Source organism: Bacillus sp. BR3(2024) (genome assembly GCF_039134555.1).
GTDB classification, from domain to species: Bacteria; Bacillota; Bacilli; order Bacillales; family Bacillaceae_G; genus Bacillus_A; species Bacillus_A cereus.
Genome location: NZ_CP152433.1, coordinates 4,805,641 through 4,824,240 on the forward strand (window position 1 = coordinate 4,805,641; position 18,600 = coordinate 4,824,240).

Here is an 18,600-nt window from a genome sequence, read left to right on the forward strand (position 1 = left end):
GTATAATTTTTTTACAGTAAAAAAGGTAGGCGTATTATACGCCTACCCTTCCATCATTCTGCTTCTTTCTTCTTATTTAAATACCAGTACACCGGAAGTCCCGTAAAGACAATTCCAATTGATAAGAAACAACTTACCGGATCATTGATAATTGCACTACCAATTACAAAGAGCGAACCTAAAATCGCTACGATTGGTACGATTGGGAATAACGGCACACTATATGCACGCTCTTTATTCTTATTACGTTTTCTTAAAATGAAGACACCAATAAACGTCATTACATAGAAAATATAAATAATGAATACGGAAATCTCAGATAGCTTATTTGGATCACTAATAATCATTAAAATAATTCCTAGAATGATTTCAACAGTAATCGCATTTGCTGGTGTTTTAAATCTCGGACTTTCCTTTGCAATAAACTTAGAAAATGGAAGTTGTCCACGCTCTGCCATAGACATTGGAATACGTGGGAACGTTAAAATCTTTCCATTTAAACAGCCGAAAATGGAAACGATAATACCGATACTAATAATTTTCCCGCCATATTCTCCAAGTAACATGCCTGCAGCTGTTGCTGTTGCATTTTCTCCAAGGTCTACAATTTTCGCTGCTGGTAATACATTTAATAACGCCAAGTTAATTAATACGTAAGCAGCCGTTACGATTAAAATCCCTACTGTCATTGCTTTCGGTAATAACTTTGTTGGATTCTTCATTTCTCCACCAATCGAAGCAAGTAAAATCCAGCCGTCATAAGCAAATAACGTTGCTAAAATTGCCATACCGATACTTTGATTTTCCGATATCGGCACAACTACGTTAAAGATATCGCTATTCCCTTTCCAGAAACCTAGCACAACAATTAACACAATCGGAATCATCTTCCCAATTGTCGTGATTGTTTGAACGATACCTCCGTATTTTGTTCCCATACTATTTACAACGCCAAGGAACACAACCGTTCCAATTGCGATTGGTAAATTCCACACTTTATCTAAATAGAAAAAATTAATCATTAAAGAACTAAAGTATAAACCTAATGTTCCGATAATAGCAGGTCCATAAACAATTGTTTGCATCCAACCTGATAAATATCCCCAAAAACTTCCGTAAATCTCCTCTAAATACGTATACAACCCACCATTTTTCGGGATTTGCGCTCCAATTTCAGCTACTGTTAAACCACTTGCTAGCGTCAACAGACCACCAATTACCCAAGCAAGAATGGCCATATTAGAACTCCCCGAGTAATCTAATACGCTCCCTGGTTTCATAAACACACCAGATCCAATAATCGTTCCTACTACGATAGAAAGTGCTACTGTTAAACCAATTTTGTTCTTCTCATCATGATGCATGCTGCGTATCCTCCTTCCAATCCTAGTGTGATGCAAAAATGAAATAAAAAAACACTCCTCCCTAAAAAAGGGACGAGTGTTGTATTCGTGGTTCCACCCTTGTTTCAATTCGTAAAGTAACACACTTCACCAATTTCTCAAGTCTAAATAACGGTTTTTGCCGGCAAGCAATTACTAGATGCTCGTTCACTGCTGCAGTTCAGAGGTGGTAATCCATTTTTCCGTATTAGGAAGCTCACAGCCAAAGGCTTCCCTCTCTGAAAATCGTAAAAAATTGATCGTGTCCTCATCATCACTTCTTGATGTCGAATTTTGTAGTTATTGTTCATTATATTGAATTGTTAGAAAAAATCAATATATTTTTTATATAACATAGTAAATATTTCTCTTCTTATATTATAACAGAAGATACAAAACTTCCCCATTTCCCTAAAAATGGTATAATCCGTTTAGGAGGTGCACCAATAATGATTGCTGTCTTTTGTATCATTGCTACGTTTCTCTCTATTCTATTCGCTATCATGCATCGGCACAAGTATCCTGGTTATAGCATTTTAGCGGTAGCTATTATACCAGCTGTTTCCTTCTACGTATTGGGTAAATATCAATATACGGAAGTGTTTATCGGTTTTGTAATCTTCTACTGCATCTTCGGATACATACTAACAATGAAAAGAATTTTATTGAATCATTAAAAGGGACCGATTTCTGCTGACAGAAATCGGTCCTCGCACGTACCTTCCGGTTGCCCACACGAAAGATACATAAATCAATTATTTATCTTCTTTTTTCATAAAAAACTTATGGTGCGGTAAATCAACATTCAATGCGTCTAATTGTTTCTTTTCGTTGTCTAAAATCGCTTTTGCTTTTGTTTTTGTTGCTTCATCTAATCCAGCAAAGATGTCTTCATGCTTCTCTTTCTCTGGAAGTTTCACACCTAATTTTGTTAATTCCTCTTTTGCTTGCTCATGCGTTAATTTTCCGGATTTCTTTTGCTCTAAAATTGACTTCGCTTTCTCTTTTGTCTGTTCATCTAAGTTAGCAAACATGTCTCCATGTTTACCTTTCTCCGGCATTTTCACGCCTAGCTTTGTTAATTCCTCTTTTGCTTGCTCATGCGTTAATTTTCCAGATTTCTCTTGCTCTAAAATGGATTTCGCTTTTTCTTTCGCCTGTTCATCTAATCCCGCAAACATTTCTTTGTGCTTACCCTTTTCCGGGAACTTCACGCCTAATTTTGTTAATTCTTCTTTTGCTTGTTCTCGTGTTAATTTACCAGACTTCTCTTGCTCTAAAATGGACTTCGCTTTTTCTTTCGCCTGTTCATCTAATCCTGCAAACATGTCTTTACGCTTCTCTTTCTCTGGAAGCTTTACACCTAGTTCCTCTAACTGTTTCTTTGTATCGTCCATAATTGTTTTTACTTTTTGTTTTGTAGCGTCATCCAAATCCTTTTTCGCCGTTTTTGCAGGCTGATCCACTGCTGGAGTATTCGTTGCCGCGAATGCCGGAATGCCGACTCCTCCAATGATTCCGAATGATAAAGCACCTGCAATCGCTAAATACCCAACTGTTTTCTTCTTCATAGGAAATTTCCTCCTTCATATTTCTAATGCATGTACACTTTCGTATACAATGCCTATAGTAATGTCGGTTTCTTAACATTTCCTTAACGATTTAACAAAAAAACACCGCTCGTAATGAGCGGTGTTTCTCTATGCTTTTTGTAATTGTAACTCTTCACGTTCCATTATTTTTCTTAATACAATTGTTTGTGTCATTGTAAATAAGTTACCTGTTATCCAGTACAACACAAGTCCTGATGGCGCCGCAAACCCCATAAATAGAATCATTGCCGGCATCATAATTTGCTGCATCTTTAGCATCTGTACTTGTTCTCCAGGTGTAATATTCGATTGGAAAACTTTCATCTGAATAAATGTCGTTAACGCTGCAATAATCGGTAATATATGATATGGATCTGCATGTCCTAGGTTCACCCATAAAAACGAAGATGTGCGAATCTCTTCAGTTCTGCTAATCGCATAATACAAAGCAGAGAAAATCGGCATTTGTATTAATAATGGCCAGCAACCAGCAAGTGGATTCCAACCGCCTGATTTCATTAGTTCTGACATTTCTTTTTGATACTGCTTTTGTTTTTCAAGGTCTTTGCTTACATCACCGTACTTTTTCTTTAGCTTCTGCAATTCAGGTTGCATTTTCTTCATTTTCGCTTGGCTGCGATATTGCGAAACAGCTAATGGAATCATCGCTGAACGAATAACGAGCGTCATAATAATGATAGCAATCCCAAAGCTAGCTCCAGGTATATGATGAGCAACAAATTGAATCATAAACGAGATTGGATATACAAAATAATGATCCCAAATCCCAGTACTATGTGCATCAATTGGGGCCGCATTACTGCAACCAGATAAAACAAAAACAAATAATAATGATAAACTAACGAGCACAGCTCGGTATGATTTTAACATGTTCATTCCTCCAATGTTTCGTAATTATTTAGCGAAACATTGGCGTATACGGACCGACCTCATCATTCTCTTCACTTGATTCTTGTCTACGTACAGAACGAATCATTCCATATTTATAAAAAATAGAAAATAGCGGTACATTTCCCGCACTATCTTCACATGTATCAACTAACGCAAAAGCTCTTTGTCTACCGCTTGATGCTTGTTGACGCACAAAGCGAGAAACATTAGCAAGGAAGAAAACTTCTAATAAACAAAGTGCCGTCGTTACAAACGATATATATAGAATTGCATCCTGCAATAAAAATTCCATCGCTTCACATCCTTAATAAGGTCATTTTAGCACATCGGGCAAATATTCTCTATTTCCTTTTATTTTCAAAAAAAGTATTTTGCATATTTTCTCAAGAAAACAATAATTAAGAAACGTTGTATTCGCTTTCTTTAGCATATTCACACACATCAATGAATAGGCTTGATTTATTAGAAATTTATAAAATTTTTGCATTATAATAAAACTATTGCCAGTTTTTGAAAAAACCTTTATTCTCTTCTTGTAATCAAAAATGAATATGGAGATGAAACATACTATGGGTCAACTAGGAGACGCCGATTACGTTCCCGACACCGCCTTTTTATCCTTCCCAGCAGCTAAAACATTTCACTTAGAATTTATGATACAGTTGGTTGTTATTTTTATAGCTTCTATTCTGTATGCAATTTCTATGAATATGTTTTTTATCCCGCATAATATGATTAGCGGTGGATTCGCTGGTGTAGGGATGATTATCGGTTATTTAATGCACTACAATATCGGTGCACTTATCTTTTTACTAAACATTCCTCTTCTTATTTTAAGTCACTTTTACTTAGGCAAGAAGACAACCTTTTTAACAGCTTACTTTGTAGCTGTATCATCGTTAGCGATGAACATTATCCCGGTACACCAAGTTTCAGACGATATTTTACTTTCTTCTGTATTCGGTGGTGTCATCTGCGGAGCAGCTTCAGGAATTATATTCCGATTTGCTTCTTCAACAGGTGGTTTTGATGTTGTTGGATTGATTGTAGCGAAATATCGAGATGTTTCAATTGGAGCAATCATATTTGTATTCAACTTAATCTTACTTGTAGCAGCAGGTTTTATTTTCGGATGGGATATTACACTTTATACGTTAATTAGTCGATTTGTAGTCAGCAAAGTTATCGACGCTGTGCATACGAAACATATTAAATTAACGATAATGACTATTACAGAAAAAGGCGAGGAAATAAAAAGCGCACTACTACATCACGGCATACGCGGGGTGACAATGGTAGACGCTGTCGGCGGCTATACAAACCATAAGAAAAAAATGATTTACACTGTCGTGACTCGCTATGAGTTAGGCGAAATGAAACGTATTATCCGTCAAGTGGATAACAAAGCATTTATGAACATTACTGAAACAGTTGAAATTGTCGGCCGTTTCAAACGCATATAAAAAGGTTAATAAATTAAAGGGCATAACATATTAGTCATATATAATATGTTATGCCCTTTGTTATTCAACTAACGTACCTTTTAGCATAATAAAATCACTAAGTTTATTACTACAAATCGGAGGATAGCATTCCATATACAATACTATCTGTCCATTCATCTTTATTCCAAAAATCTTGTATGAAATGGGCTTCCTTTCTCATACCTATTCGTTCACACAATTTTTGTGAAGCTGTATTACGTGCATCAAGATTAGCCTGTATACGATGTACATTACATTCATTAAATAATTTCAATACCAAACTACTTACTGCTTCTGTCGCCAAACCTCTCCCAGCTACTTCATTTGAAAAACTATAACCAATCTCAACAGTGTCTTTCATATTTGTGTACCATACGGATAAATCACCAACTACTTTAGTTTTGTATATAACTGCCAAACTTAATATTGTTTCTTTAGTAAGTACATTATTTGCTATCTTCTTATTAAATCTTTTCTGCATGTCTTCATGAGTCCACTTATTATGTAATAGGAACTTACATGTATCATCACTATTATAAATAGCAAATACATCCTGTAAATCAGTACTCTTAAAAGGTCTAATTATTAATCTTTCTGTTGTGAACTCCAAGTTAGCTCTCCTCCCTTACATTCATGCTATAAAACATTTTTTATAGTATTTAAGCCTCCTTCTTAGATCTTACCTTGATTACATATTTCATCATAATAAATTAAAATCCTTCTTCCACTAAACTGCACCGTTAATGGTATTTCCTTGCGCTTTTTATTTTTTACACTTATTACAAAATCAGATAATTCTATTATTATGTCTCTAAATGTGTTATAATGAAAGCAGACTCACAAAAAAAGAGTATATAGACTTGGAAGTTTCTCTTATTTTACAAGCAAAAAGAAACGAGCAGTCGGGTATATTTCAGACACCATACACGTAACGGTTTAAACAACCGATCATCTTAGTTACTCTTCAATGATCTTTTTATAAAAAGATACGTACAATTAAAACTCACTTCAATATACTATACCTACCTTTTTGACTTCCAAATCATCTTATTACATAAGGAGATGAACATATGAATCAATATATACGATATACAATAGCTGTCCTGTTTGCTATTATCGGCGGAACAATCTGCTTCTGGACAAACACTCAGCTTGGAGAGAATATCATCTTTAATGGAATCGAAACACTTGTAAGCGCTTCAATTTTAGGCGGATACATTTACTTCCTCTTTAATCCAGAAGAAAATGCTCAAAAAACAATGTTATTAACAATGATCGGAATCGTTGGTGGATGTATTTCCTACTCAATGACAAACTATACATTACCACTTCAATTAAGCTCAGCTTTCTTCCACGGTCTATGGACTTGGTTCATTGCATTCTGCCTAGCAGACGTATTCAACCTATTACAAGACAATGAAGAAGATAGCGGTCGCCAAATTGAAAGTAACTCTTAAGCTGGAAGATACTCTTCCAGCTTTTTCATGTTGGTTTGCATACCCCGCATCACGATAAAAAGAAGTTGCCCTCACGGCAACTTCTTTTCCATATACCCCACTTCGTATTCACTAAAATATATCAACGATTTTTCAAATATATCGATCGTTTCTCCACTTATATCAACGATTTTTTCATTATATCGACGCTTCGACACAAGATATCGATTTACCGACAACCTTCGACACTCAAAACGCACAACATACCCTATCCACCAAGCAATTTACTGCCGAACTCTACGATTAAAAAGATAATTAATAAGATCGCGAGTATCTTTAATGCTACATATGCTACTTTAAAAACAGCATAAATGAGCAAGACGATTAAAATAATCGTTAAAATTTCCATCTAGAATTCCTCCAAGCTTTGCTCTTCTTATCTCATTTTACTCGTCCTAGGCTGTTTATGGAACGGCATAAGATGACATAGAAAAAAAAGGATACCTCACCCATCGTAAGATACCCTCTCTTTCAGCTGCTCAAACCATTCTCTTTCTACTTGTAAATATCCCATCTCACTCTTCTCGGCGCTCTTTAATTCTTGATTGGCTTTCTTCATATAAGTACGGGACGCTTCCATATTACCCTCTACATATCTAATAATTCCTTGTGTACGGTAATATCCACTTAGGTCCATTTTTGTAATAGCCTTTGCATGTTCCTTTGCTTCTTGCAAAGAAAGACTATCCATCTGATAAAGGGCTTTATATAAAAGGTACCAACTATGAAAACTACTAACGAAAAACTTATTTTCTTTCGTTACAGGTAGTTGAACAATTCGTTCTATATACGGTATCGCTCTTTCCATTCCCTCTTGATCTGCACGAGCAAAAAAGACGAGCATAAGTCTACTCATTATCTCTCTTATCCCTTTATTCTCTTTTATTTTCTCCTCACTCAATTCTACTAACCTTTCATCCCAATCTTTCGGTCTTTTATAACTAAATAACTCACTCGATATTTGAATCTCATATAAGTGATTTCTAGCTCTTTCATCATCTTTAATTAAAATAAGAAATTGCATCCCATCACTCATAAGCATTCCTTTTATCGGCACAATTGTAACCGCAAAGATTGCAAAATGGAAAAAGGAAAAATATAAAAGATATTGATAATAACTCACCATATATATGTAACCGGAAGTAATACCAAATAGTAAACTCGTAATCGGTCCACCTAAAGTGAGCCACGCCCACTTTTTCGAAAGATTCGGTGTCTCTATAGAAGGTGGTACTAGTGTTGCAACACCTCCAAAGTACGCCCACAATTTATTTTCTCGAATGCGTAATTTTCCCTTTTCTTTTTGAATAGTAATGGGTCCTACTGTCATAAATTTAAATGTCAAACCACCTATTACACCAAATACTACATGTCCTAGCTCATGAATGGCTAACACTAACAATGAAATTCCAACTATTGCCCATAAGTTCAAAATTACTTCTAATTTCCCAGTTCGGATTACTCCGTATAAAATGGACAGAATTAGCGCCACTGTCATTGAGCCAGCTGGCCTTCTTAAAATATCCACCTTTTTCTCCCCTTAATAAATCATTTTTCTTTGCATTTCGTACATGAACTTCCCGAGATGCAATATCCAAATAAATGAGATTAAGCCAATTAATACAAAATCGATATCACTAGCAGCTGTATATATAACGGCAGCCCACCATACATATGCCAATATTGTATTCGTAAATTCATACGCTTTATATCCAGCCTCATGCACAATGTGCTTTAATCCTTCATCTGCGTTTTTCGTCCACATTTTCATAGATTCCATATACGTTACACCTTGTTCAGGATATAGCTTATTATAACGATTTTTTGTTATAAGTCCGATAATTACTACAGTAGTTAAACAAACAATAGAAGCTACTAAATTCCACACCGCAAATGAAACATTTGTATCCTGCAACAGTGCACGTCTACATGTAATAACTGCATATACAAACCATGCCTGCGTAACTATATCGCCTACACGTAAATATATACTTATAATGCCTAATTTTCTGCCTTGTACGCTCTCTTCTTCATCGCGTGCCTCTGCTAACATACGTGTATTCTTCCAAGTATAGTACATCATTAAGATTCCAAAAATAGTACATATACCTATAAATGTATTGGATGATAATTTTCTCGGTTCATCCGAGAGTAAATTTAAAGCTATATAAGACGTTAAAAAGCCACCCATCATACTTAATGCTATTTTCCCCACAGAATCAAATTGTTTTTTTCGTTTACTCTTCATCGTCCTCTTCCCCCTCTACTAACGTAAATATTTCTTCCACCGGTACATTGAAAATTTGTGCGATTTTTAACGACAATACGATAGATGGTGCATAATCCCCGCGCTCAATTAAACTAATCGTTTGCCGTGATGATCCAATCGCTTTCCCTAAATCCCCTTGTGATAAACGATGCTTTGCTCGCAATTCCCTCACTCGATTTTGAAGCTTCATGTCTTCCCTCTTTTTCATTTATTTAATTAAAATTGTAAATAATATCCTTATCTTTGTCAATTATAATTGTCATTACGACTATAATAATTGACAAGATACTTATTTCTTATCCTGTATCAAATTCCTATAAAGAATGTAAAATGCGCATTAAACATAGTCTTGAAAATAAAAAAGTCAGTGCTTTTGCACTGACTTCCTAAATTCTGACATAGAATGGATTTCATATTAACTTGCGTTTTGTAGTAATACTCGTTTTAACTGCTTACGGAAACGAATACCTAACGTAACCGCTACAATCACAATAACTCCAAAAATGATTTTACCGATATGACCTTCTAGCACTCCAAAGATATCATGTAAGTTTCCACCTAACCAGTAACCACCGATTAAGAAGAATGATACCCAAAATAGAGCACCTGAATAAATTGTAATGGCAAAACGACGAAATGGTAAATTAATAATTCCTGCAAAGTATCCTGTGAAATGACGTACACCAGGAATAAAGAAACCAATAAAAATCAGGAAGTACCCATACTTATCAAACCACATTCTCGTTAAGTCAATTTTTCTTTGCGTTAAAAATACGTATTTCCCATACTTTTGAATGAAAGGCATACCTAATTTATTTCCTAAAAAGTATTGAATCGTCATTCCTACACTTGTCCCAATAAAGGATAGAATAATTAAAATCGGTAAACTTAAATCACCCTTATGTGCTAAAAATCCCGCATATGCTAACGTTGGCTCTCCCGGAAACGGAAGTGCAATATATTCTAACAGCAAGCCGACAAGTACAACATCGTACCCGTATTGCTGAAATAATTCATGAATCCATTCCATGTCATCTCTCCTTTCAATCACGTACAACTTCTTACTATTATTGTATAAAAAAATTGTCGAAATAACTATCACAATAGCTTACATTTTTATTACATTTTTGTAAGGGTCACACTAATGATTTTCGTTCTTTATTAAATAGTAAAAATCATTTTTCAAGTCGAAATAGCGAAAAGGCGCATTAATAACATGCAAATTTTATCCATTTTTTAGCACTAAAAAACCTCTCTTATTTTGTTCTCAATAAAAAACCATCACAAACTCATGCTAACTTCATATTAGCTTCATATACGTATTGTAAGATTATATCGGAATTTGTTGAAAAATTTAACCAATATATGACTAAGCATTAATTTGAATAAATATAAGTCGTTTTTCGAAATTGAAAAAAGGGTGAATACGAAATGGAAGCATATAAAATGCACGATTTTATTAATACAAATGTTGAATCTCATCAAAATGAAACCGTTTTTAATTTACAAATATGTGAAACAAGTGAATTTGACGTAAGTTTAACAAAATCTACAACACTATCTTTTATCGTTTCAAAAAAGAATATTAAAATTGTCACGAAAAAATGGATTAATTCAAATCAAGAAAGCATGATTGGCAAAAGCTACATCATTCCAACAAAAGCTTTTCATTATTTCTTACCAATCATCTCTGAAAATGAAGATGAGCTAAATATTCAAGTTCAAAGTTTTGGACTACGTGGTGAGCTTTTATTAAATGAAAGATTACTTATTGATAACAACAACAAACACAACAGCAAAATTACTACATTCTTTGAAACATTAGATGAAAATGTAAATAAAGCATTACGAGGATTACAACTTCATTGTATGTAAGACTCTTACGATAGTAAAAGGAGAATAACAATGAAAAAATTATTATTAAGCGCACTATTATCATTAGGATTTTTAACTCTTCCATTCGCTAGCGCAGAGGCAGCTACAACGAAAGATCAATTAATCGTAGACACTCAGTTAAATAAAATGGATTATTATCAGGATGGAAAATTTATAAAAAGTTTTACTGTCGCTACTGGAAAAGCTGCAACACCTACACCTAAAGGCACTTTTCAAATCGTAAATAAAATTAAAAATCGCCCTTATTATACAGGCAAAATTAAAGGCGGCGATCCACGTAATCCACTTGGTGACCGTTGGCTCGGATTAAATATGGCAGGAACTTACGGAACAACTTATGCGATTCACGGAACTAACAATAATCAAGCAATCGGCAAATGGACAACACTTGGTTGTATTCGTATGTATAACAATGATATACACTGGTTATTTGAGCGCGTTCAGCAGCAAGCTACTGTCACTGTAAAATAGCCTAAAAACAAGATTTATGTGTAGCCAAGAATTTTATGTCTTGGCTTATTTTATTTATTCATTTACAGTAGCAAAACAACTGTATTTACATATATAATAGGAATAGATTTGATTAGCTAATATTTAAACATTGATAAACGTAGATATTAAAATTATACAGTTATAATGTTTTATAAATTTTATAATACATACTATAATAGAACTACTGTAATTCTGAACTATTCAGTAACACTAAACTATTCCCCTTGCTACCTTCATGATTATTTTATAGCGGGGGCTTATTATATGTATAAACAATCTGAGTCACTCGAAAAATGATGAATTCGAATATTGCAGTAAAAAGCGTTATTTAGGAGGTGTTACTATGACGCATATACTGGTGATTGAAGACAACCCAGATATACAAGAACTTATTCGTGAATTTCTAATGGCACAAAACTTTACAGTTGATGTAGTTGGTGCTGGAACAGAAGGTATTCTTCTTTTCCAAAAAAATTCATACGATCTTGTCCTCCTCGATGTAATGTTACCAGATATAGATGGCTATAGTATTTGTAAAATTATGCGAGGACAATCTGATGTACCAATCATTATGTTAACAGGCTTACATAATGAAGAAAGTGAAATTAAAGGATTTGAGTTAGGCATTGATGACTATATTACGAAACCGTTCCATTATACTGTATTTATTAAGCGTGTAGAGGCTGTATTAAGAAGGGCAGCAACGAAGGAAGCAGAAGCTGCAACTATACTACAATTCCATGAATTGATGTTAAACTCTACAGCATATGCAGCTTATGTTCATGGTAATCAAATTGAATTGACAACAAAAGAATTTGAAATTATTTATACTTTACTGCAAAATCGAGGAAAAGTATTATCAAGAAGTGATTTGTTGAATAAGGTATGGGGCTATGAACATTATGGTGATGTAAGAGTTATAGATACACATATTAAAAACTTAAGAAAAAAATTAGGAATTCCTTATATTAAAACGGTGAAAGGCATTGGCTACAAAATCGAATCGTAGCAAAGACAACATCACCAAAAATATTTTCATCAAAACCTTATTATTTTGTATTCTTTTATCACTTTGTCTTTATCAAATTATTTACTTTCTAGCTTCAAACTACGATAAAGAACGTTTTGCGAAAGAAAATGGAACGCCGACTACAGAACAGGCGAATTCAGATAAGCAAAACGACGAAAGTAAAACGAAGCAAAATAAAGCTGTGTCAGAGGGGAGCATTTCTAATTTTCAATCTTCTATTATAGATTATAAATCTCTTTCTACAGCTATCAATCACCTTTTGCAGCCTAGCCAAACTGCAAAGGCAAAAGAACATACACAAAATCTTTCGGGGAAAAATAGCACTTCTAATCCGCCTACAGAAGCAGAAAAGAAAGCCGCTAATAATGATGCCTTACATACACAAAATGCAGCAAGTAAAACAAATGATACAAATGATAATCCAAAGTTAGCAGATGCGTTGCAGCAATTAGCTCCACATATTGGCGCGACAATGCTTGCATTATCACTACTCGGATCTTTAATTTATACAAAACTAATTGCCAAACCTTTTCAATATATGAGCGATGCTTTAAAAGATATTATGAATCTTGATTTCTCAGATAAAAAGCTACTTAACAAAAATACAGATCAAACAGATTTTAATTTGCAAGTAGCTGCTTCACAAGTACCAAATATTGTGAAGAATTTACATGCAAGCAATCAAGATTTAAGAAACGAGCTCAAGAAGGAACAACAATTAGAACAATCTCGTAAAGAATTTATGTCTATGGTATCCCATGAATTAAAAACACCAATCGCAGCCGTTATGGGACAACTAGATGGCATGATTCACGGAATTGGAGCTTATAAAGATAGAGATAAGTATTTGAAACGTTCCTACGAGATGATGCAAGACATTAACATATTAACGGAAAAAATGTCGGAATTATCCAAAATACAAAACCCTCAATTTAAACCGAATTTAGAAGTCATTTCTTTATCTAATATTATTGAGGATGTTATGAAGAAAGTAGATTACTTTGTATCTGTAAAACAATTAAATGTACAATCTAATATTAAACACGACGTACAAATTTTAGCTGATCCTAAATTTATTCAAACTGCTATTTTTAACATTATTTCAAATGCAATTCATTATACAATTGACCATCAGCACGTATATATAAAGCTTTATGAAAAACCAAATGGTTACGCATTAGAAGTATTAAATACAGGTTCACAAATTGATGAAGATAAACTTGCTCATTTATTTGAGCCTTTCTATCGCGCAAACCCTGATAAACACGGTTTAGTACAAGGTAGTGGTCTTGGATTATATATCGTGAAACAAATATTAGATAAACATCAGTTTCCTTATGGGATACAAAACACGCCTCAAGGTGTAAAATGTTCTATTGTATTCCCAAAAGCAATGTAAAAACCTACTACAATTTCATACCCCAAATTCATACTTCGTATGAGTGGCGGAATTTTGTAGAGTATATGACTCTGTTTCGTTCGCCCGTTATCCTTATTTGGATAGCGGGCGTTTTTTATTACTTAAAAGGAGGATTTTTTATGGAAAAGTTTAAATATTCATTGCTCGTTTTATTCGGTGCTTGCAGCTATGGCATACTTTCAACTATTTTCAAACTCGGATTCATAAATGGATTTTCAGCACATCAACTATTAGGGGGACAATATGTCTTCGGATGGATTGGACTATTTCTACTCGTTCTTTTCTTTTCACGTCATAAAGTAACAAAAAAACAATTCTTTTCCTTACTAACCGTCGGAACAACAATGAGTATGACCGGGATTTTCTACGCTATTTCTGTAGAAGAACTACCCGCATCTATCGCTGTCGTCCTACTCTTTCAGTTCACTTGGATTGGTGTCATTATCGAAGCAATTGCAAATCGAACATTTCCAAGCCGCGATAAGATTATATCTATCCTTATTTTATTTGCTGGTACATTGTTTGCAGGTGGTGTATTTGAAGGCCTCGGACAAAGTTTTTCTACGAAAGGGATTATCTTTGGACTATTAGCTGCTGTCTCTTTTTCATTCTATGTTTTTGCAAGCGGGCGCGTCGCTACGGATGTTCCGCCTTATACGAAAAGCTTCCTTATGACAACAAGCGCTACTCTTATCGTATGCCTATTCTTTCCGCCAACCTTTTTAACAGACGGTGCTTTGCAAGCCGGTCTATGGAAATATGCTTTCTTCCTCGGATTATTCGGCGTTGTTGTACCTGTCATTTGTTTTTCAATCGGTGTACCAAAGGTTGGAACAGGGCTTGGTACAATATTAGGTGCAGCTGAATTACCAACTGCTATTATTGCTTCTATTACACTTGTACATGAAGTCGTAACGTTCATCCAGTGGATTGGAATTATTTTCATATTATTTGGGATCTTCACTCCTCAGCTGCTTACGGCTAGGAAAGAAAGGAAACAAAATCGCGTGCATAGCGCTTGAAAAAATACAGAATTTATATAAAAGATATAACTGCAATTAAAATAAGTAAATTTATCTGGAGGTATAAATGACTATTTTAAGCATCGTATTTTTTGCTATTATGTGTATCTTCTTCCTAATAAGATATATGAAAGAAAAGAAATTTTACGATTTACTTCTCATTCCCGTTTGTATATATGCAGGAGCAGTGAAAACTCCTTTCGTAGAGTACTTAAACTTTAATACTACATTTAAAATAACGTATGATATTGCAGCTATTATTCTTGTAATCCTTGCTGTACTTTTCTTTTTGAAAGATAAGAAAGAGAATCATACTGCATAACAAAAGACCTTTCATTTACTTGAAAGGTCTTTTTCTCTATCTCATTTTACCGCTCCATACAGCTTCTCTATCTCATGCTCAATTTGTTTTACATCGATTCGCTCAAATAATGGCTGTACGCTATCAATTCTACTTGGCAACGTATTTTGCGGTTCCCAATTTCGTTTCACAATCGACAATGTGTTTCGAACTCTTTCACTTGAAAATGGTAAAAACGGTTCAAGGAGATTTGCAAAATTAGCGATAAGATACACACAGTTATAAATCGTTTCTTCACATGAAACTGGATCATCTTCTCTTTGTTTCCAAGGCTGCTTTTCATCAAAGTATTTATTTGCAAAACGTACTGCATCAAATATTGTTTCTAGCGCCACCTTAAATTTAGTTTGCTCAATCGCCTCTCCTACACGCTTATATAATCCTTCTACTTTATCTTTCAGCTCTACTTCAATACTTCCCTTCGGCACGATACCACCATAATATTTTTCGATAAACTTTAATGTCCGGTTCACAAAGTTCCCGTATGCACCTAATAATTCACTATTATGACTGTAAATAAATTCCCGCCATGAAAAATCAGTATCGCGATTTTCTGGTGCGTTGACGGTTAAAAAGTAACGAATAGAATCTGGATCATAGCGTTCTAATATGTCAGGCACCCATACTGCCCAGTTTTTACTTGTAGATAATTTTCTTTTTTCAACTGTTAAATATTCATTCGAAACGATATGACGCGGGATTGCTTCCTCCCCTATTCCAAGTAATACCGCTGGCCAAATGACGGAATGAAACGGAATATTATCCTTTCCGTGCACATAATATGTTTTCGCTTCGCTATCCCAAAACTCTTGATCATCTTTCCCTGTTTCTTCAGCCCAATGTTTACTCGCTGAATAATAGCCTGTCACTGCTTCAATCCATACGTAAATTTTCTTATCTTCATACCCTTCTACTGGAATTGGTACCCCAATTGGTAAATCACGTGATACGGCCCTATCTAGTAATCCTTCCTTTACATATCTCTCTGTTAGTTGAATCGCATTGTCGCGCCATGTCCCTGTTTGCTTGGCAATTTCTACAGCCCTTTTAATTTGCTCCTGAAATGTATGCAATGCGAAATAGAAATGCTCTGTTTCCTGTACAGATGGTGTACTACCACATAACTTACATTTCTTTTCTAACAAATCGAGTGGATCTAAAATAGCAGAACACGCATCGCATTGATCTCCTCTTGCTGCTTCATGACAATGTGGACATATTCCTTCTACATAACGATCCGGTAAAAACTGCGTACACGTTTCACAATATGCTTGTTCCACTGTTTTTTTAAAAATATGTCCTTCTTCTAATAAACGTAAAAAAACATTTTGAACCGTTTCATGATGGTGCTCACTATCTGTACGTGTATAGCAATCATAAGTAAAACCAAGGCTACGAAAACATCGCTGGAACTCTTCATGATACTGATCAGCAATTTCCTTCGCTGTCACACCTTCTTGTTTTGCTCTAATTGCAATCGGTGTTCCATTACAATCACTTCCCGAAACATACAACACATTCTCACCTTTTGACCGGTAATAACGTGCTAAAATATCTCCAGGTAATAAACTCGCAATATGGCCAAGATGTAATGAACCATTCGCATACGGCCAAGCGCCCCCAATAAAAATACTCATCTTACATTCCTCCTTTAAAATATAAAAAGCCCCACCCCTATCTTAAAAAAGATAAGGGCGGGGCTGTATAAACAGTCGCGGTACCACCTTATTTCGCCAATTACTCACATAATTAGCCTTAACAAGTACGGAGCTATATGCTCTTATACTGTGGTTTTGATAACGAGTACCAACTCTCGTCGCCGCCTACTATTATCATTTGATAAGTTCAGGACGAAGCTCAAAGGCCATTGTTCAAATGAATATTCTTGCTTCTTCTCAGCTACCGAAGCTCTCTGGAAAGAATGTGTTCATCCTACTTTTCCTTTTCAACGCTTTTACGTATAACAAGTATTGTACGACTTAATCACAGAAATATCAAACTTTTATACGGAAAGAAAAGGAAATTCCATCCCCCTGCCTAATACCTATACGTTCACAAAAGGAGTGATAACATTGAACCAAAAACAACTAAGCACTATAAATGAAAAAAGCTGGAATACAGCTGCTTATGAAGCTTGGACGAATCGCCATGGGGCGCCAGAGGATTATGGAAGATCCCACACGCGAAGTAGCACATTATTTACCTTACATACAATCTCCAAAAGGAAAACGTATTATTAACTTACTCGGCTCAAAAGGAAATAAAGGTGTTGCTCTCGCTCTTTTAGGCTCTGACGTAACAGTTGTTGATATTTCAGCAAGTAATGCAAAATATGCAAATGAACTTGCGGACGCAGCAGGTGTCTCTATCCAGTATGTCGTTTCGGATGTATTAAATGTGCAGCTCTCCGAATCATTTGATATCGTATTGCTGGAACTTGGTGTACTCCATTACTTTCTAGATTTAAAACCACTCTTTCAAAAAATTGCTACTTTACTTAAGCGAGATGGAATGCTTATCCTTCGTGACTATCATCCTGTTTACACAAAATTATTAGGAGTCGACCACCCATCATTTCAAGCCAATGGAAATTATTTCGATGAAGAATTAATTGAAGATGATGTTGCTTATAGCATCCTTCTTACAGAAGCACAGAAAGAATCGCTACCTAAAACAACCATCCGTCGCTGGACGCTAGGAGAAATCATTACAACACTTGCGGAAGAACGTTTTAAAATCGAAAAACTAGTTGAAGAACATGGATCTCATCAAAGATGGGTCTTTCCTTCTACTGCACCAGAAGGAATCGAAGAACGTATCCCTGGTCTATATACAATAATTGCGACAGCATGCAAAAAAGGATCCCTTCACGGATAGGATCCTTTTTGCATGCTCACGCATATAAGTTGAGGTTGGAGATTACCATAATTCTGTAGAATAGGACACAAGATATTTCAACATTTCGTCTCTGACTTACGTCGTCAAAAAGGGGTATGACCAACATAACGAAGAGTAATGTTTTTAGTTGATACTGATAATCGTTATCAACTAATTAGAAGTATACATGATGTCATTTCAAATTTCAATAGCATTTCTAATATTTATTTATGAATTTTATGATATGCAAATGTATACATTTTAAGAACTTTTTCTAATACTAATCTGACTCCTTCCATTATCTGCTATAATTTTCATTGAACAGATTAATAACTTCATAATAATGTTTTTATTAATTTTGTTTTAA

At 34.9% G+C, this 18,600-nt stretch carries 20 protein-coding genes, 1 pseudogene and 2 other annotated features; of the genes and pseudogenes, 10 read left to right on the top strand and 11 right to left on the bottom strand.

What is annotated here, in order from left to right:
• Positions 1–53 precede the first annotated feature (53 nt).
• The gene (locus V7S45_RS24890) at positions 54–1,364 is read right to left on the bottom strand and encodes an amino acid permease (RefSeq protein ID WP_088346134.1); all 1,311 of its coding nucleotides are present in this window, start codon (positions 1,362–1,364) and stop codon (positions 54–56) included.
• Positions 1,365–1,429: 65 nt separating this feature from the next.
• Positions 1,430–1,666 (bottom strand) — a binding site (T-box leader).
• A 165-nt stretch (positions 1,667–1,831) separates the two neighbouring features.
• On the opposite strand from V7S45_RS24890, the gene V7S45_RS24895 reads away from it, so the two are divergent.
• Positions 1,832–2,059 carry a hypothetical protein gene (locus tag V7S45_RS24895; RefSeq protein WP_089607704.1) on the top strand — a complete coding sequence of 76 codons (228 nt, stop codon included), beginning with the start codon at positions 1,832–1,834 and terminating at the stop codon, positions 2,057–2,059.
• A 78-nt stretch (positions 2,060–2,137) separates the two neighbouring features.
• On the opposite strand, the gene V7S45_RS24900 is transcribed toward V7S45_RS24895, so the two are convergent.
• The 3 genes from V7S45_RS24900 to V7S45_RS24910 form a co-directional block, all read right to left on the bottom strand.
• Positions 2,138–2,953, bottom strand: a complete 816-nt coding sequence (locus tag V7S45_RS24900) for a hypothetical protein (protein WP_342761538.1) — start codon at positions 2,951–2,953, stop codon at positions 2,138–2,140.
• Positions 2,954–3,082: 129 nt separating this feature from the next.
• Positions 3,083–3,865, bottom strand: a complete 783-nt coding sequence (yidC, locus tag V7S45_RS24905; RefSeq protein ID WP_000920524.1) for a membrane protein insertase YidC — start codon at positions 3,863–3,865, stop codon at positions 3,083–3,085.
• Positions 3,866–3,893: 28 nt separating this feature from the next.
• On the bottom strand, positions 3,894–4,178 hold the full coding sequence (locus V7S45_RS24910; protein WP_000394930.1) for a hypothetical protein: 285 nt from the start codon (positions 4,176–4,178) through the stop codon (positions 3,894–3,896).
• 277 nt (positions 4,179–4,455) lie between these two features.
• Between V7S45_RS24910 and V7S45_RS24915 the strand changes: the two genes are divergently transcribed.
• A complete protein-coding gene (locus V7S45_RS24915) occupies positions 4,456–5,349 on the top strand; it encodes a YitT family protein (RefSeq protein WP_000530044.1) in 894 nt (297 codons plus the stop codon).
• Between the two features lie 109 nt (positions 5,350–5,458).
• On the opposite strand, the gene V7S45_RS24920 is transcribed toward V7S45_RS24915, so the two are convergent.
• On the bottom strand, positions 5,459–5,980 hold the full coding sequence (locus tag V7S45_RS24920; RefSeq protein ID WP_000397300.1) for a GNAT family protein: 522 nt from the start codon (positions 5,978–5,980) through the stop codon (positions 5,459–5,461).
• A 460-nt stretch (positions 5,981–6,440) separates the two neighbouring features.
• Between V7S45_RS24920 and V7S45_RS24925 the strand changes: the two genes are divergently transcribed.
• Complete coding sequence (locus tag V7S45_RS24925; protein ID WP_001077773.1) at positions 6,441–6,827, top strand: DUF3938 domain-containing protein; 387 nt, start codon at positions 6,441–6,443, stop codon at positions 6,825–6,827.
• A 247-nt stretch (positions 6,828–7,074) separates the two neighbouring features.
• Here the strand turns inward: V7S45_RS24925 and V7S45_RS24930 are convergent, their stop codons facing one another.
• From V7S45_RS24930 to V7S45_RS24950, 5 genes are all read right to left on the bottom strand, one after another.
• Complete coding sequence (locus V7S45_RS24930) at positions 7,075–7,215, bottom strand: DUF3985 family protein (protein ID WP_000404782.1); 141 nt, start codon at positions 7,213–7,215, stop codon at positions 7,075–7,077.
• A gap of 96 nt (positions 7,216–7,311) precedes the next feature.
• A complete protein-coding gene (locus V7S45_RS24935; RefSeq protein ID WP_257116105.1) occupies positions 7,312–8,364 on the bottom strand; it encodes a hypothetical protein in 1,053 nt (350 codons plus the stop codon).
• A 42-nt stretch (positions 8,365–8,406) separates the two neighbouring features.
• Positions 8,407–9,114 (bottom strand): DUF3169 family protein, encoded by a 708-nt coding sequence (locus V7S45_RS24940; RefSeq protein ID WP_000837717.1) that lies wholly within the window; start codon positions 9,112–9,114, stop codon positions 8,407–8,409.
• The gene (locus V7S45_RS24945; RefSeq protein ID WP_000776168.1) at positions 9,104–9,325 is read right to left on the bottom strand and encodes a helix-turn-helix transcriptional regulator; all 222 of its coding nucleotides are present in this window, start codon (positions 9,323–9,325) and stop codon (positions 9,104–9,106) included. The genes V7S45_RS24940 and V7S45_RS24945 overlap by 11 nt, the downstream gene beginning before the upstream one ends.
• A 225-nt stretch (positions 9,326–9,550) precedes the next feature.
• On the bottom strand, positions 9,551–10,165 hold the full coding sequence (locus tag V7S45_RS24950; protein ID WP_342761539.1) for a DedA family protein: 615 nt from the start codon (positions 10,163–10,165) through the stop codon (positions 9,551–9,553).
• Between the two features lie 401 nt (positions 10,166–10,566).
• Between V7S45_RS24950 and V7S45_RS24955 the strand changes: the two genes are divergently transcribed.
• From V7S45_RS24955 to V7S45_RS24980, 6 genes are all read left to right on the top strand, one after another.
• Positions 10,567–11,010, top strand: a complete 444-nt coding sequence (locus V7S45_RS24955) for a DUF3978 family protein (RefSeq protein WP_000388769.1) — start codon at positions 10,567–10,569, stop codon at positions 11,008–11,010.
• Between the two features lie 30 nt (positions 11,011–11,040).
• Positions 11,041–11,502 (top strand): L,D-transpeptidase, encoded by a 462-nt coding sequence (locus V7S45_RS24960; protein WP_000735058.1) that lies wholly within the window; start codon positions 11,041–11,043, stop codon positions 11,500–11,502.
• Positions 11,503–11,866: 364 nt separating this feature from the next.
• Positions 11,867–12,532 (top strand): response regulator transcription factor, encoded by a 666-nt coding sequence (locus V7S45_RS24965; protein ID WP_000148833.1) that lies wholly within the window; start codon positions 11,867–11,869, stop codon positions 12,530–12,532.
• Positions 12,510–13,952: a HAMP domain-containing sensor histidine kinase gene (locus V7S45_RS24970; protein ID WP_088346122.1), complete on the top strand. Its 1,443-nt coding sequence runs from the start codon at positions 12,510–12,512 to the stop codon at positions 13,950–13,952. The genes V7S45_RS24965 and V7S45_RS24970 overlap by 23 nt, the downstream gene beginning before the upstream one ends.
• A gap of 140 nt (positions 13,953–14,092) precedes the next feature.
• Positions 14,093–14,995, top strand: a complete 903-nt coding sequence (locus V7S45_RS24975) for a DMT family transporter (protein ID WP_342761540.1) — start codon at positions 14,093–14,095, stop codon at positions 14,993–14,995.
• A 67-nt stretch (positions 14,996–15,062) separates the two neighbouring features.
• Positions 15,063–15,317, top strand: coding sequence for a hypothetical protein (locus tag V7S45_RS24980; protein WP_000154129.1), 255 nt, complete (start codon positions 15,063–15,065; stop codon positions 15,315–15,317).
• A 41-nt stretch (positions 15,318–15,358) separates the two neighbouring features.
• Here the strand turns inward: V7S45_RS24980 and metG are convergent, their stop codons facing one another.
• Complete coding sequence (gene metG / locus V7S45_RS24985; RefSeq protein ID WP_089607705.1) at positions 15,359–16,993, bottom strand: methionine--tRNA ligase; 1,635 nt, start codon at positions 16,991–16,993, stop codon at positions 15,359–15,361.
• 50 nt (positions 16,994–17,043) lie between these two features.
• Positions 17,044–17,314 (bottom strand) — a binding site (T-box leader).
• Positions 17,315–17,428: 114 nt separating this feature from the next.
• On the opposite strand from metG, the pseudogene V7S45_RS24990 reads away from it, so the two are divergent.
• Positions 17,429–18,233, top strand: a pseudogene (locus V7S45_RS24990) (class I SAM-dependent methyltransferase).
• Positions 18,234–18,600 lie beyond the last annotated feature (367 nt).

Bases quoted from the DNA above. Each gene is read 5' to 3' on its own strand.
- V7S45_RS24930 (WP_000404782.1), bottom strand. From the start codon at position 7,215: ATGGAAATTTTAACGATTATTTTAATCGTCTTGCTCATTTATGCTGTT.
- V7S45_RS24935 (WP_257116105.1), bottom strand. From the start codon at position 8,364: ATGACAGTGGCGCTAATTCTGTCCATTTTATACGGAGTAATCCGAACT.
- V7S45_RS24975 (WP_342761540.1), top strand. From the start codon at position 14,093: ATGGAAAAGTTTAAATATTCATTGCTCGTTTTATTCGGTGCTTGCAGC.
- V7S45_RS24950 (WP_342761539.1), bottom strand. From the start codon at position 10,165: ATGGAATGGATTCATGAATTATTTCAGCAATACGGGTACGATGTTGTA.
- V7S45_RS24960 (WP_000735058.1), top strand. From the start codon at position 11,041: ATGAAAAAATTATTATTAAGCGCACTATTATCATTAGGATTTTTAACT.
- V7S45_RS24955 (WP_000388769.1), top strand. From the start codon at position 10,567: ATGGAAGCATATAAAATGCACGATTTTATTAATACAAATGTTGAATCT.
- V7S45_RS24910 (WP_000394930.1), bottom strand. From the start codon at position 4,178: ATGGAATTTTTATTGCAGGATGCAATTCTATATATATCGTTTGTAACG.
- metG (WP_089607705.1), bottom strand. From the start codon at position 16,993: ATGAGTATTTTTATTGGGGGCGCTTGGCCGTATGCGAATGGTTCATTA.
- yidC (WP_000920524.1), bottom strand. From the start codon at position 3,865: ATGTTAAAATCATACCGAGCTGTGCTCGTTAGTTTATCATTATTATTT.
- V7S45_RS24945 (WP_000776168.1), bottom strand. From the start codon at position 9,325: ATGAAGCTTCAAAATCGAGTGAGGGAATTGCGAGCAAAGCATCGTTTA.
- V7S45_RS24895 (WP_089607704.1), top strand. From the start codon at position 1,832: ATGATTGCTGTCTTTTGTATCATTGCTACGTTTCTCTCTATTCTATTC.
- V7S45_RS24915 (WP_000530044.1), top strand. From the start codon at position 4,456: ATGGGTCAACTAGGAGACGCCGATTACGTTCCCGACACCGCCTTTTTA.
- V7S45_RS24925 (WP_001077773.1), top strand. From the start codon at position 6,441: ATGAATCAATATATACGATATACAATAGCTGTCCTGTTTGCTATTATC.
- V7S45_RS24965 (WP_000148833.1), top strand. From the start codon at position 11,867: ATGACGCATATACTGGTGATTGAAGACAACCCAGATATACAAGAACTT.
- V7S45_RS24940 (WP_000837717.1), bottom strand. From the start codon at position 9,114: ATGAAGAGTAAACGAAAAAAACAATTTGATTCTGTGGGGAAAATAGCA.
- V7S45_RS24890 (WP_088346134.1), bottom strand. From the start codon at position 1,364: ATGCATCATGATGAGAAGAACAAAATTGGTTTAACAGTAGCACTTTCT.
- V7S45_RS24900 (WP_342761538.1), bottom strand. From the start codon at position 2,953: ATGAAGAAGAAAACAGTTGGGTATTTAGCGATTGCAGGTGCTTTATCA.
- V7S45_RS24980 (WP_000154129.1), top strand. From the start codon at position 15,063: ATGACTATTTTAAGCATCGTATTTTTTGCTATTATGTGTATCTTCTTC.